At 53.1% G+C, this 13,748-nt stretch carries 10 protein-coding genes; 6 read left to right on the forward strand and 4 right to left on the reverse strand.

Annotation, left to right across the window (positions count from 1 at the left end; genetic code table 11):
• Positions 1-44 precede the first annotated feature (44 nt).
• A complete protein-coding gene (gene metJ, locus BZG23_RS09910; protein WP_046074738.1) occupies positions 45-362 on the reverse strand; it encodes a met regulon transcriptional regulator MetJ in 318 nt (105 codons plus the stop codon).
• Positions 363-548: 186 nt separating this feature from the next.
• Between metJ and metB the strand changes: the two genes are divergently transcribed.
• The 3 genes from metB to metF all read left to right on the forward strand — a co-directional run bounded on the left by metB (position 549) and on the right by metF (position 5,379).
• A complete protein-coding gene (metB, locus tag BZG23_RS09915) occupies positions 549-1,715 on the forward strand; it encodes a cystathionine gamma-synthase (protein ID WP_077606825.1) in 1,167 nt (388 codons plus the stop codon).
• Positions 1,716-1,776: 61 nt separating this feature from the next.
• Positions 1,777-4,218 (forward strand): bifunctional aspartate kinase/homoserine dehydrogenase II, encoded by a 2,442-nt coding sequence (locus BZG23_RS09920; RefSeq protein WP_077606826.1) that lies wholly within the window; start codon positions 1,777-1,779, stop codon positions 4,216-4,218.
• A gap of 261 nt (positions 4,219-4,479) precedes the next feature.
• The gene (gene metF / locus BZG23_RS09925; protein ID WP_077606827.1) at positions 4,480-5,379 is read left to right on the forward strand and encodes a methylenetetrahydrofolate reductase; all 900 of its coding nucleotides are present in this window, start codon (positions 4,480-4,482) and stop codon (positions 5,377-5,379) included.
• A 60-nt stretch (positions 5,380-5,439) separates the two neighbouring features.
• Here metF and BZG23_RS09930 read toward each other — a convergent pair whose 3' ends face one another.
• The 3 genes from BZG23_RS09930 to ppc all read right to left on the reverse strand — a co-directional run bounded on the left by BZG23_RS09930 (position 5,440) and on the right by ppc (position 10,150).
• Positions 5,440-5,988 (reverse strand): PadR family transcriptional regulator, encoded by a 549-nt coding sequence (locus BZG23_RS09930; protein WP_046074742.1) that lies wholly within the window; start codon positions 5,986-5,988, stop codon positions 5,440-5,442.
• A 64-nt stretch (positions 5,989-6,052) separates the two neighbouring features.
• Positions 6,053-7,330 carry an O-acetylhomoserine aminocarboxypropyltransferase/cysteine synthase family protein gene (locus BZG23_RS09935; RefSeq protein ID WP_077606828.1) on the reverse strand — a complete coding sequence of 426 codons (1,278 nt, stop codon included), beginning with the start codon at positions 7,328-7,330 and terminating at the stop codon, positions 6,053-6,055.
• 186 nt (positions 7,331-7,516) lie between these two features.
• The gene (ppc, locus tag BZG23_RS09940; RefSeq protein WP_077606829.1) at positions 7,517-10,150 is read right to left on the reverse strand and encodes a phosphoenolpyruvate carboxylase; all 2,634 of its coding nucleotides are present in this window, start codon (positions 10,148-10,150) and stop codon (positions 7,517-7,519) included.
• Between the two features lie 529 nt (positions 10,151-10,679).
• Between ppc and argC the strand changes: the two genes are divergently transcribed.
• The 3 genes from argC to BZG23_RS09955 are packed head-to-tail and all read left to right on the forward strand — an operon-like array spanning position 10,680 to position 13,745.
• Entirely contained in the window at positions 10,680-11,690 is a 1,011-nt protein-coding gene (argC, locus tag BZG23_RS09945) for an N-acetyl-gamma-glutamyl-phosphate reductase (RefSeq protein WP_077606830.1), read from the forward strand.
• 9 nt (positions 11,691-11,699) lie between these two features.
• A complete protein-coding gene (gene argB / locus BZG23_RS09950) occupies positions 11,700-12,479 on the forward strand; it encodes an acetylglutamate kinase (protein ID WP_077578253.1) in 780 nt (259 codons plus the stop codon).
• A gap of 54 nt (positions 12,480-12,533) precedes the next feature.
• A complete protein-coding gene (locus BZG23_RS09955) occupies positions 12,534-13,745 on the forward strand; it encodes an argininosuccinate synthase (RefSeq protein ID WP_077606831.1) in 1,212 nt (403 codons plus the stop codon).
• The last annotated feature ends 3 nt before the right edge of the window (positions 13,746-13,748 follow it).

Consider the following 13,748-nt stretch of genomic DNA (forward strand, 5'->3'; position numbering starts at 1 on the left):
TGAGCACCTATCATTACAGAAAACCCGCCAATCGGCGGGTTTTTTTAGTATTCGCTATCGTCGAACTCGATACCAAGCTCTTCCATGATCCGACGTGCTTCAGCGGGAATGCTGTCGGGTTTATCCTTACGGATATCGTCATCGGTTGGTAGTGGTTGGCCGGTGTAGGCATGAAGAAATGCCTCACACAACAACTCACTGTTGGTCGCATGACGGAGGTTTTGCACCTGACGACGAGTACGCTCGTCGGTAAGAATTTTTAGTACTTTTAATGGGATAGAGACGGTGATCTTCTTTACCTGCTCTTTCTTTTTACCATGTTCGGCATACGGATTAATGTAGTCGCCGTTCCACTGCGCCATGTCTCACCTATCTTGATTATGGAATACCCAGAATGATGCTGCGGAGATTTTAGCTATATTAACCGCCACATGCAAAGGGGTATAGACGTCTAGAAGTGTTGACGTCCCAAAAAGCGCAGGGTAAGGTGGCAGTATGAAACCTGGATCACGCCCACCATGCGCAAACCAGACTAGCAAGGATAGATCATGACTGAGAAAAAAACCGACACTATCGCCGTTCGGACCGGAATTGGGACTGACACCCAGCACCATGCGGTGGTGCCTCCCCTGTACTTATCGACCAATTACCGTTTCCCGGCACTGGGTGATGTGCCTACTTACGACTACGCGCGAGGCGGCAACCCAACGCGTGCGCAGCTCGAACAAGCGCTGACTGACTTAGAAGGGGGCGCAGGTGCGGTGGTGACCAACTGCGGGATGTCGGCGATAAACTTGGTGCTATCTCTGTTGGAGGCTGGCGAGCATATTGTCGCCCCACATGATTGTTATGGCGGCACCTATCGCTTGCTCGAATCGCGTGCCAAACAAGGGATCTGGCAGGTAAGTTTTGTCGATCAATCGGACCATGATGCGTTGGACCAAGCATTGGCTAAACAGCCCAAGCTCGTGCTGGTGGAAACCCCATCCAATCCACTCTTACGCGTGGTCGATATCGCAGAAATATGCCAAAAAGCCCATCAAGTGGGGGCTTGGGTGGTGGTCGACAACACGTTTTTATCGCCAGCTTTGCAAACGCCTTTTGCGCTGGGCGCGGATATGGTGGTGCATTCGACCACCAAATTTATTAATGGCCATTCTGATATTGTCGGTGGCGCGGTGATCGCCGCGACCAGTGAACTTGCCGAGACATTGGCTTGGTGGGGAAATTGCTTAGGGGCGACGGGCAATGCATTTGACAGTTATATGACACTGCGAGGGTTGCGCACATTGGGTGCACGCGTTAAACAACACCAACACAACACTGAAGCGGTACTCAGCTACCTGCAAACGGTGTCGGCAGTGCGGAAAATCTACTACCCCGGGTTGGCCTCTCACCCTGGCCACCAAATTGCTGCGCGCCAGCAAGCGGGGTTTGGTAGCATGCTGAGCTTAGAATTGGATACAGACCAAGCCGGTGTGGCGCGATTTATTGATGGCCTCACGTTATTTGCCCTCGCCGAGTCTCTCGGGGGGGTAGAAAGCTTAGTGACGCACCCTGGTTCGATGACACACAGAGCCATGAGTGACGCCGCGCAAGCGGAGGCGGGCATCGCACCGACCTTGTTGCGTTTTTCCATTGGATTAGAAGATGCGCAAGATTTGGTTGTCGATTTGGCGAACGCCTTTGCCCGTTTAGAGGGTGACACCCCATAGAGGCTGCGCTTCAGTGCGCGCCGCTTTACCGAGATCGATAGACATTAAGAGAGACCTTGCCATGCATGCGCAACCGACGGAAACGTCCCCCGAGTCACCACGCCAATTGCACAAGTTTGGTGGCAGTAGCCTTGCGAGCCCTGATTGCTATCGTCGCGTGGTCGATGTATTGACCGCGCATGCGAGCCAGCAAGACTTAATCGTGGTGTCCGCGGCAGGAAAAACCACTAACCAGCTGATCATGTGGTTAGCACAGTTAGACAAGGATGGGCGAGTGGCGCATGAGACCTTGCAAGCGGTGCGCGCCTTTCAGCAAGACTTGATTGAGAACTTGATTGATGGTGAACCCAAGCAGCAGCTGGTGGATGCGCTTTATGCCGATATCGCAACCATTGCGTCGTTGGGCGATCAGGGCGTGAACGAGAGCGACAAAGCGTACGTGCAAGGTTTTGGAGAGGTCTGGTCGGCGCGTCTGTTGGCCCAGTTATTGAAGCAGCATCGACGTGCCGCGGTGATGTTAGACTCACGCCAATGTTTGCGCGCCGAGCGCGCCGCTCAGCCGGAAGTAGATCGCGGGGCGTCTTGGCCTTTATTGCAAAATCAGCTTTCGCAGCATGGCGATACGCATGTGGTGATCACCGGCTTTATGGCACAAAATCAAGCGGGAGAAACAGTGCTGTTAGGGCGCAATGGCTCCGATTACTCGGCCACTGTCTTGGGGGCGCTTGCAGGCGTGAGCCGTGTGACCATTTGGAGTGATGTCGCCGGGGTCTATAGCGCGGACCCACGCCATGTTGATAATGCCTGTTTGCTGCCTTTGATTCGATTGGATGAGGCGGCTGAGCTGGCACGTCTTGCTGCCCCTGTGCTACATAGCCGCACCTTACAACCGGTCGCGCAGAGTGCCACCGATCTCACGTTGCGCTGCACCCAAGCGCCGGATAGCGGATCAACACGTATTGAACGCGTGTTAGCCACGGGGCGCGGGGCAAAAATCATTACGGCGTTGGATGAGGTGAGTTTGCTCCAGTTTGATGTCGCGCGAGGACAAGATTTTCAAGCGATAAAACAAGAGCTCAGCCGGATTTTGTCACAGCTAAAAGTACAGCCATTAGCAACGGATTACCAAGACGACCAGTACCGTATTTTGTTAGCGTTTACCACGGAAGTCGTGGCATTGGTAATGGCGCAAATTCAAGACGCCGGCCTCCCAGCTGAACTCAAACTGCGTGAAGGCTTTACCATGGTGGCGGCGGTTGGGGCAGGCGTGGTGAACAACCCCGTACACTGCCATGGCTTCTATCAGCAACTCAAATCACAGCCGGTGGAATTTATCAGTGAGTCGGCCTCTGGGCTAAGCCTGGTTGCTATCCTACGCCACGTCCACACTCAGGCACTGGTTGCCAGTTTGCATGATGCCTTGTTTCAAGCTCAGCGCCGTATCGGCTTGGTGTTGGTGGGCAAAGGCAATATTGGTACTCGTTGGCTAAGCCTTTTTGCCGAGCAAAAAGCACACTTGGAAAAGCGTCATGGTAAGGAAGTCTCACTGATTTCAGTGGTGGACAGCCGCAACCAATGGCTTGATTTTGCCGGTATTGATGCCACGCATGTGTTGGATGGGTTTGACGAGCGTTGCGAGCCTTATTTTGATGATGAGTGGCTCACCCGTCTACTGAATCACCCGTATGACGATGTGATTGTGTTGGATGTCACCGCCAGTGAGTCATTAGCGTACTTGTATCCGCGACTTGCCGAGCATGGCTTTCACTTAATCTCCGCCAACAAAGAGGCGGGCGCCGCACCCGCCGAGCAGTACCACGCGATTCAGCAGGCGTTTAGCAAAACCGGGCGCCATTGGCTCTACAATGCGACCGTGGGCGCCGGGTTACCGATTAACTACGCGGTGCAAGATCTGCGTGAAAGTGGTGACACGATTGTTGCACTGTCTGGGATCTTTTCTGGCACCTTGTCATGGCTGTTTTTGCAATTCAGTGGTGAGGTCCCCTTTAGCGCCCTGCTTGAGCAGGCTTGGCAGCAAGGCCTAACCGAGCCTGACCCACGGGATGATCTTTCTGGGGCTGACGTGGTGCGTAAATTGGTGATTTTGGCACGTGAAGCGGGCATGTCCCTCGAGCCTGAGCAGGTAAAGGTTGAGTCCTTGGTGCCTAAGTCACTGGCTGATCTATCTTTGGATGCCTTTCTTGATAATGCACACCAAATGGATGAACCGCTACAAGAGCGATTAGACAAAGCGCATAAAAATCGGTCAGTGCTACGTTATGTGGCGCGCTTGGAGGTTAACGGCCACGCCCATGTGAGCCTAGAAACCCTACCCAGCGAGCATCCACTTGCGCATCTATTACCGTGTGACAATGTGTTTGCGATTGAAAGCCAATGGTATCGCGAGAATCCTTTGGTCATTCGTGGGCCAGGGGCGGGACGCGATGTCACCGCAGGCGCCATTCAATCCGATTTAAATCGCTTGATAAGTCGCCTTCACTAACCCGCTAATGGATAACCGTGATCAAGCTGTCTGCGCGCTGCGTAGGCAGCTTTTTTTGTGCCGTTACCCGCGTTGTGAGGTGTGCATTGATGGCTGTGTCGTCTATCTTCATAACACCATGAGTTTTTTTCATGGCTTGCATCGTTGACATTTTAGCCGAATCACGACAATCTTTAGACATATGGACGTCTAAACGTATAAATCAAAAGCAGAGCAGAAACAGGCAGACTGAACAGCGTCGTTCGGTGTCAGGGAGAGGATATGAGCTACACACACGCAGGCCACATTGATGCACTCAATCAGAACATTGCTGACTTAGATGGCGATATTAATGTCTCATTTGAGTTTTTTCCTCCCAGCACCCCAAGTATGGAAGAAACCCTCTGGAACTCAGTTCATCGCTTAAAAGCACTCAAACCTAAGTTTATGTCGGTGACCTATGGCGCCAACTCCGGGGAGCGTGATCGCACCCATGACATCGTGAAAAGCATTCATGACCAGACTGGTATCGCGGCGGCGCCCCATCTAACCTGCATTGATGCCACTGAAGATGAGCTCCGTCATATTGCCCGTGATTATTGGCAAAATGGCATCCGTGACATTGTGGCGTTGCGTGGCGACTTGCCATCGCCGGAGAAGAAGCCGGATACGTACGCGGTCGATTTAGTCCGTTTGCTCAAAGAAGAGCATGACTTTGATATCTCGGTTGCCGCTTACCCTGAGGTGCATCCAGAAGCGAAAAGCGCGCAGGCAGATTTGATTAACCTCAAGCGCAAAGTGGATGCTGGTGCTAGCCGGGCGATTACGCAGTTTTTCTTCGATGTCGAAAGCTATCTACGCTTTCGTGACCGCTGTGTTGCCGCCGGGATTGACGTGGAAATTGTCCCAGGGATTTTGCCCGTCTCTAACTTTAAGCAGGCGTCGCGCTTTGCCAAGATGACCAATGTGCGTGTGCCGCAGTGGATGCACAAACAGTATCAAGGGCTGGAGGATGATCCTGTCACGCGTCAGATGGTTGGCGCCTCTATTGCGCTTGATATGGTGCGAGTGCTAAGCCGTGAAGGCGTGAAAGATTTTCACTTTTATACCCTCAACCGTGCGGAATTAACCTATGCCCTGTGCCATACCTTAGGGGTTCGCCCGCTTGCGGTCACGCCTTAAAAAAATACGCCCCAGTTATGTCGGGGCGTATTAGGTTGCGTGTTGTGTTTGTTGTAGTGATTAAGCACTGGCGGCGAGCATAGTGAGCTCGTCGCGCACTTCCTGCGCCCATGCCATCCAWGCACGACGTTGATGGATGCTGCGTCGCAGTGCGAGGCGCATTAAACGTTGTTGTGACGTGAGCAGAGTGACTTGGCCATATTCACGCTGTTCCAGTAGCGTATAGTGATTAAGCAGCTGCTGAGACTCGGCAATCAAGTTATTCACATGATCCAGCATGGGAGCTGGATCGAGTACATCACAACTGAGTAGTCTGGCGACATACTCGTCACGTGGTGGGGCTAACTTGGGTGTTTGAATAAACCACGCCTCAAGCATCTCAGTGCCGACAGGTGTGATGGCGTAGACCTTCCTATCGGGTTTACCGACTTGCGGCTCCAGGCGGTAGGTGACAGCACCTCGATCGGCGAGCTTATTGAGTTCACGATATACCTGTTGATGGCTGGCTTTCCACACATTGCTGATGGTGGTGGAAAACGCCTTGGTAATATCATAACCCGTGGCCTCGCAGTTGCTTAGCACTGTCAGTATTACATGGGGGAGTGACATCTCTTATATCCACAGTTTTGTTTGTACAACGATTGTTTCCTGGCGGCGGCTAGCCTTCTTTGGGCTATTTCACCGTCGCCAAGGCTTGTTCCAAGTCGGCAATGATGTCATCGATATGCTCAATGCCGACACAAAGACGGATCATCTCTGGCGTTACCCCGGCTTTGGCTTGCTCCTGCTCATTCAGTTGGCGGTGGGTCGTCGAGGCGGGGTGACAAGCCAGCGATTTAGCATCACCGATATTCACTAAACGTTTGAACAGATTAAGCGCATCATAAAATTTCACCCCTTCATCAAAGCCGCCCTTTAAGCCGAATGACAGCAATGACGCGGGCAGCCCGCCGCGTATCAGTGACTGGGTGCGGGTATAATGTGGGTGAGCGGACTGACCCGCATAGTTCACCCACGCGACGGCGGGGTGTTGGGCAAGGTAATCGGCCACGGCTTTGGCGTTTTCGCAGTGGCGCTCCATCCGTAGACTTAAGGTTTCTAAGCCTTGCATCAACATAAAAGCATTCATCGGCGAGAGGGCTGCGCCACTGTTACGCAGCGGTACCGTACGTGCGCGGGCAATAAACGCCGCAGGACCAAAGGTCTCACTGTAAACCACGCCATGATAGGCCGGTTCCGGTTGTGAGAATTGCGGGAAGCGGGCTTGATGGGCCACCCAGTCAAAGGTACCGCCATCGACAATCATGCCGCCAAGGGTGGTGCCATGGCCGCCAATGTATTTAGTCAGCGAGTGCACCACGATATCGGCGCCATGCTCAATGGGTTTACACAAAACGGGCGTAGCCACGGTATTGTCGACCACCAAAGGGATACCATGCGCGTGTGCGATTTTGGCAAAACCCGGTATATCCGCGATATTGCCAGCAGGGTTGCCAATCGACTCGCAATACACCGCTTTGGTGTTGTCATCGATCAGCGCCTCAATCGCACTGGCGTCGTCACTCGCGGCAAAACGCACCTCGATGCCTTGCTCGGGGAGCATGTGGGCAAACAAGGTATAGGTGCCACCATAAAGCTGTGGCGTGGCGACGATGTTGTCACCGGCCTTGGCAAGTGTTTGAATCGCATAGGTGATGGCGGCTGCACCGGCACTGACGCAAAGCCCCGCGATACCCCCCTCTAATGCCGCCACGCGTTGTTCCAACACGTCGTTGGTCGGGTTCATGATCCGTGAGTAGATATTGCCTGGCACATCGAGGTTAAATAGATCAGCGCCGTGTTGGGCATTATCAAACTCGTAAGCGACGGTTTGATAGATAGGTGTCGCCACCGATTTGGTGGTGGGGTCGGTCTGGTAGCCGTGATGAATCGAGAGGGTTTCGTCTTTCATGGCAATTCCTTTGCGTTGTTGGGTCGCGTCAGTGCGACCTTCAATAGTAATAATATTATCAATGCAACAGCAAGCATTCGCTGACGCTTTAGCTTAAAAAAAAACGAGCAGCGGTTGCCGTGACACGACAAATCGATACGGAAACAAAAAAGCCGTACCCTGAGGTACGGCTTGGTGCTCGGTGATTTAACCGGTATTACGTAGGCCGGCGGCAATCCCCGCGATGGAAATCATCAAGGCATCGTCGAGTGATTGGTCCGGATCCTCTTGCTGACGCGTGCGGTATAACAGTTCGGCTTGTAGCATGTTGAGCGGCTCGACATAAATATTACGTAAGCGAATCGCTTCAGCCCCCCACGGGTTTTGCTCCATCAGGTTATCGCTGTTTTCCACCGCCAGCACCACTTGGATATCTTGGCGTAATTGCTCACGCAAGGATTCACCTAGCGGCCAGAGGCTTTCATCGACCAAGCGCTGATCATAGTACTTGGCAATGTCTAGGTTGGTTTTGGTAAACACCATTTCCAGCATCCCGAGACGGGTGGAGAAAAACGGCCATTCGCGGCACATTTCTTCCAGCTGGGCTTTGTGGCCCTTTGCAATGGCGTGATCGATTGCTTGTCCAGCCCCCAGCCAAGCCGGTAGCAATAAACGGTTTTGACTCCAGGCGAAAATCCAAGGAATCGCGCGCAAGCTTTCCACACCGCCGTTGGGGTTGCGTTTAGAAGGGCGCGATCCCAGTGGTAGTTTGCCTAATTCAAGCTCAGGGGTGGTGGAGCGGAAGTAAGGGACAAACTGCTCATGCCCACGCACTACATCACGGTAGGCTTGGCAGGAGATGTCACTCAAGGTGTCCATCAGCTGTCGCCATTCCTGCTTAGGCTCCGGCGGTGGCAGCAAGTTCGCTTCCAAAATCGCGCTGGTATACAGGTTTAAGCTGTTAACGGCGACACCAGGCAGCCCCAATTTAAAGCGGATCATCTCGCCTTGTTCGGTCACGCGTAGGCCACCTTTTAGGCTGCGAGGTGGCTGTGAGAGCAAGGCGGCGTGGGCAGGGGCACCTCCCCGGCCAACCGTCCCGCCACGGCCATGGAAAAGGGTGAGATTAACCCCTTGTTCATCACACAAATTGACCAAGGCTTCCATGGCGCGATATTGCGCCCAACCCGCGGACATGACTCCAGCATCTTTGGCGGAGTCCGAGTAACCGATCATCACCATTTGAACGTTCTGGGTGAAGCCACGGTACCAATCAATGGCCAGCAGCTCACCAATCACCGCCTCGGCATTGTTCAGATCGTCCAGGGTTTCGAATAATGGACACACATCCATGCGGAATGGACAGCCAGCTTCTTTTAGCAATAAATGCACGGCCAGCACGTCGGAAGCGGTGCGAGCCATCGAAATGACATAGGCACCCAAGGCTTCGCGCGGCTGTTCGGCAATTACTCGACAGGTGTCGATCACTTCTTGTACCTCAGGCGAGGGTGACCAATCACGTGGCAACAACGGACGCTTAGACGCCAGCTCGCGAGTCAGGAAGGCTTGCTTGTCTTGCTCGCTCCATTGGGCGTAATCGCCCATCCCCAAATAACGGGTTACTTCTGAGAGCACATCGGCATGGCGGGTACTTTCTTGGCGAATATCGAGCTTGATCAGGTGCACGCCAAAGCATTGCACGCAGCGAAGTAGGTCAAGCAACTTGCCGTCGGCAATAATGCCCATGCCACATTGATGGAGAGACTGGTAACACGCCAGTAATGGTTGCCACAATTGCTGGGTGTCGGTCAGGATACCTTGTGATGAGGCGCGTTCGCCTTTCAGTTTGGCATCCAAGTAGTTCAAGGTGTGGGTCAGCTGACTGCGCATGGTTTTGAGGATGGCGCGATACGGTTCGTGCGCCTCGCCGGCCATCTCACGCACAGTGTCATCACACTGTGTCATTGACAGTTCACTGATCAAATCCTGCACATCGCGCAAATACAAATCCGCTGCTTTCCAGCGTGATAACAGCATCACTTCACGGGTAACCTCGCTGGTAACATACGGGTTACCGTCGCGGTCGCCGCCCATCCAAGAGGAAATTTGTACCGGTTTGGCATCAATGGGTAAGTTGATATCGAGATGGCTTTCAAGCTGCTGATCAAATTGGCGTAAAAACGCCGGTACTGCTTGCCACAGTGAATTTTCAATCACCGCGAAGCCCCATTTGGCTTCATCAAGTGGGGTAGGTCGCTCTTGGCGGATCACATCGGTGTGCCATGCTTGTGCAATCAACTGCTCAAGACGTTTCTCTGTTTTGGCACGCTCTGCCGCCCCCAAATGTTCACTGAGCTCTAACTTCGATAAGCACTTATTAATCTGCACCAAGTTATGAATGGTGGTGCGGCGTGCGATTTCGGTCGGGTGAGCGGTCAGGACTAACTCAATTTTTAAATCGGCGATCGCTTGTTGCGCGTCATTGGCATTTATTTCACCTTGGCTGACACGGCGGAGTAAATCGTCGATAGCGTCCGGGCTGCACTCCAACGCGTCGCATTGACGCGAGACGGTGTGATATTGCTCGGCGATATTAGTCAGATTCAAAAATTGGCTAAAGGCGCGGGCGACCGGAAGCAGTTGGTCAGCCGGCAAGTTTTGCAGCACGGTTTTCAGCTTAGCATGATCGTCCTGATTGCCAGCGGCAGCCGATTTTGAGAGCTGACGAATTTCCTCAACTTTTTCTAAGAGTGCTGGACCATGGGCATCTTGGATGGTGTTACCCAGCAGACGGCCAAGCATACTGACATTGCTTTTCAAGGCAGAGTACTTTTCGTTCATAGCGTATCCATTCTGTAACAAAGTTACATCCTACTGTGACTGTAAAGAACCAATCTAGCGAATATTGCGCGATCGGGTCAACTTAACCGCAAATTAGCGCGAAAACTGGCCACCGGATTTGATGCTTATCATAGCACCACCCTAAAAGCTGAAAAAAAGTTTCAGCTTTTAGGGCTGCCAATCGCGAGAGGCACTCTCCATGCCTGCCATATCGCGATATTCTCGCGAATCGCGATAGGGTAACTTGCATGATTAGATAGAATTATTGCTCTATTATGAATGAATAGACATAAAAAGTGACTTTTTACGCTTTTAGGGCTTGACGGCCAAACGGGAATGCGATAAAAAATAACCATTCACTATTTATGAATAAAAATATTTTTGAGAGTTGACCCATGATGCCACTCGCCACCAAATACAACGCCCTTTCTGCTCGACGACGCTAGCCTGCCTTGCGTGGCTATTGGCTACGCCCTCGATACTCTGCTGCCCCGCAGCACACCGTAAACACCCATAAAGAGAGACACCCATGACACGTAACACCATTATTGTCGGTGCCAGTGGCTACACAGGAGCCGAGCTTGTCGCCCTTGTCCATCGCCATCCGCAACTGCACTTGGCCGGTTTATATGTCTCGGCAGGCAGTGAAGGCGCCAACCGCCCCGTGAGCGCGTTGCACGGCCAATTGCGTGGTGTAGTGGATATGCCACTGATGCCTTTGACCTCGCCACAGGATGTGGCCAAGCAAGCCGATGTGGTGTTTTTAGCCACTGCGCATGCGGTTAGTCATGAATTGGCGCCGATTTTTCTGGCTCAAGGTTGCGTGGTGTTTGATTTGTCGGGGGCGTATCGGGTCAATCAAGCGGATTTTTATCCTACCCATTACGGCTTTTCGCACCAGTCACCGGCATGGCTGGCGCAAGCCGTGTATGGCTTGGCGGAGTGGCAACAGGAAGCATTATCTGCAGCGCAGCTGGTAGCCGTGCCGGGATGTTACCCGACCGCCAGCCAATTAGCGCTCAAACCCGTGCTGGATGCAGGCTTGTTGGATAAACAAATGTGGCCGGTGATCAATGCCACCAGTGGCGTAACGGGCGCGGGGCGCAAAGCGAGCCTGACCAATAGTTTTTGTGAAGTGAGCCTGAATGCCTATGGGGTGTTTTCTCATCGTCATCAGCCAGAGATTGCCGCACACCTAGATACGCCGGTGATTTTCACACCACACCTTGGCAGTTACAAACGGGGCATTCTTGCCACCATTACCGCCAAATTAGCGCCAGGTGCTAGTGAGGCCGAGGTGGGGCAGGTACTGAACCAAGCTTATCAAGATGCGCCGCTGGTACGGGTACTTCCTGCCGGTGAGGTGGCCAAGCTGCAAGCGGTGCAACATACCGGCTTTTGCGATATTGGCTATCAGGTCGCGGATGGGCATCTGATCCTTACCAGTGCGATCGATAACTTACTTAAAGGCGCGGCCAGCCAAGCCGTGCAGTGTTTAAACCTTAAGTTTGGCTTTGCCGAAACCACAGCGATTGTCTAGGAGAAACGGATGAAAACGCCATTAGTGATTAAATTAGGCGGCGCAGCACTGAGCTGCAGCGAGACCCTCGCCAAGGTTTTCGGCGCGATGAACACCTATCGCAGTGAGGCTGAGCGGCCGCTAGTGCTGGTGCACGGTGGCGGCTATTTGGTCGATGATCTACTTAAAAAGCTCAGTCTCACCAGTGTAAAAAAACAAGGCTTACGGGTCACGCCAGTCGACCAGATTGATTATGTCACCGGTGCCCTCGCCGGCACGGCCAATAAGCTGCTGTTAGCTGAGGCGCGTAAGGCGAAGATTAAAAGCTGCGGCTTGAGCTTGGCCGATGGTGGCTTGTGTCAGGTCAGCCAGCTGGACCCTGAACTGGGGGCAGTGGGGGAAGCCAGCGCCGGTGATCCGAGTCTGCTGCAAGCGGTACTGGCCGCGGATTGTGTTCCTATTATTAGCTCGATTGGCATCAGTGACCAAGGTGAGCTGATGAACGTCAATGCCGACCAAGCGGCGGTAGCGGTCGCAACCACTCTCGGGGCGGAGCTGGTATTGCTGTCGGATGTCAGCGGCGTATTAGACGGCAAAGGACACTTGCTGCCTTGCCTGACCGAGTTAGATGCGCAGCACTTAATGGAAAAAGGGGTGATCACCGATGGCATGGTGGTCAAGGTCAACGCGGCGTTTGCCGCTGCCCGTGAACTGGGTAAACCGGTTGAGATTGCCACCTGGCGTTACCCAGAAAAACTCACGCAATTATTCGATGGCCAGCAAATCGGCACCCGGTTTAGCGCCAGTTAATTAGACGTATAACGACGCGACGAAACCGTCGATTTAGGATTTAAGGAGAGCAAGATGAGCAAGGTAAATAAAGTTGTACTGGCCTATTCGGGTGGATTGGATACTTCGGCCATCATTCCATGGCTAAAAGAAAACTATGACTGTGAAGTGGTGGCCTTTGTCGCTGACGTGGGTCAAGGCGAACAAGAGCTCGAAGGCATTGAGCAAAAAGCACTTGCCTCGGGGGCATCACAGTGTTTTATCGCCGATCTGAAACACGAAATGGTGGCGGATTATATTTACCCCAGCCTGAAAACCGGTGCGGTGTATGAAGGCAAGTATCTACTGGGCACCTCGATGGCACGTCCTATCATTGCCAAAGCGCAGGTCGAATGTGCCCTTGAGGTCGGGGCGGATGCACTTTGCCACGGCTGTACCGGCAAGGGGAACGATCAAGTCCGTTTTGAGAGCACATTCTCCGCGCTGGCGCCGCAACTGAAAGTGATTGCGCCGTGGCGGGAGTGGGATCTTACCAGTCGTGAAGCCTTGCTCGATTACTTGGCCGCCCGTGACATTCCTTGTACGGCGAGCCTTGAGAAAATTTATTCACGTGATGCCAATGCTTGGCACGTTTCGACCGAAGGTGGTGTCCTGGAAGATACTTGGACCGCGGCCAATCAAGATTGCTGGGTATGGACAGTGGCACCGGAAGAGGCGCCCAATACGCCTGAGTTTGTCACCTTGGGAGTACAAAGCGGGGAAGTGGTCTCGGTCGATGGTGAGTCCATGTCGCCTTATGACGTGCTGACGCTGCTGAACGACAAAGGCGCCCAACATGGCGTGGGACGGATTGATATTGTTGAGAACCGTTTGGTGGGGATGAAATCCCGCGGCTGCTATGAAACCCCGGGTGGCACCATCATCATGGAAGCGCTGCGTGGCGTTGAACAACTGGTGCTGGATAAAGAGAGTTATCAGTTCCGTGAGGAGCTCGGTTTAAAAGCGTCTCACCTGATTTATGATGGGCGTTGGTTTACGCCGCTTTGCCAGTCGATTGTTGCCGCGGCTAATTCCCTTGCCGCATCGGTAACGGGCGAGGTGGTGATCAAACTCTATAAAGGGCAAGCGACTGTGGTACAAAAACGCTCGACCAATAGCCTGTACTCGGAAGACTTTGCCACCTTTGGTGATGATGATGTCTACGATCACAGCCATGCCGAAGGTTTTATCCGTTTGTATTCGCTGTCGAGCCGGATTCGGACGCTGAACAAACAAAAACAATCCTAATTA

Source organism: Salinivibrio sp. ML290 (genome assembly GCF_001995695.1).
Classification (GTDB): Bacteria; Pseudomonadota; Gammaproteobacteria; order Enterobacterales; family Vibrionaceae; genus Salinivibrio; species Salinivibrio siamensis.

Coding starts and splice junctions, on each gene's coding strand:
- BZG23_RS09935 (WP_077606828.1), bottom strand. CDS start 7,330: ATGAAAGACGAAACCCTCTCGATTCATCACGGCTACCAGACCGACCCC.
- metJ (WP_046074738.1), bottom strand. CDS start 362: ATGGCGCAGTGGAACGGCGACTACATTAATCCGTATGCCGAACATGGT.
- BZG23_RS09955 (WP_077606831.1), top strand. CDS start 12,534: ATGAGCAAGGTAAATAAAGTTGTACTGGCCTATTCGGGTGGATTGGAT.
- BZG23_RS09920 (WP_077606826.1), top strand. CDS start 1,777: ATGCATGCGCAACCGACGGAAACGTCCCCCGAGTCACCACGCCAATTG.
- ppc (WP_077606829.1), bottom strand. CDS start 10,150: ATGAACGAAAAGTACTCTGCCTTGAAAAGCAATGTCAGTATGCTTGGC.
- metF (WP_077606827.1), top strand. CDS start 4,480: ATGAGCTACACACACGCAGGCCACATTGATGCACTCAATCAGAACATT.
- argC (WP_077606830.1), top strand. CDS start 10,680: ATGACACGTAACACCATTATTGTCGGTGCCAGTGGCTACACAGGAGCC.
- argB (WP_077578253.1), top strand. CDS start 11,700: ATGAAAACGCCATTAGTGATTAAATTAGGCGGCGCAGCACTGAGCTGC.
- metB (WP_077606825.1), top strand. CDS start 549: ATGACTGAGAAAAAAACCGACACTATCGCCGTTCGGACCGGAATTGGG.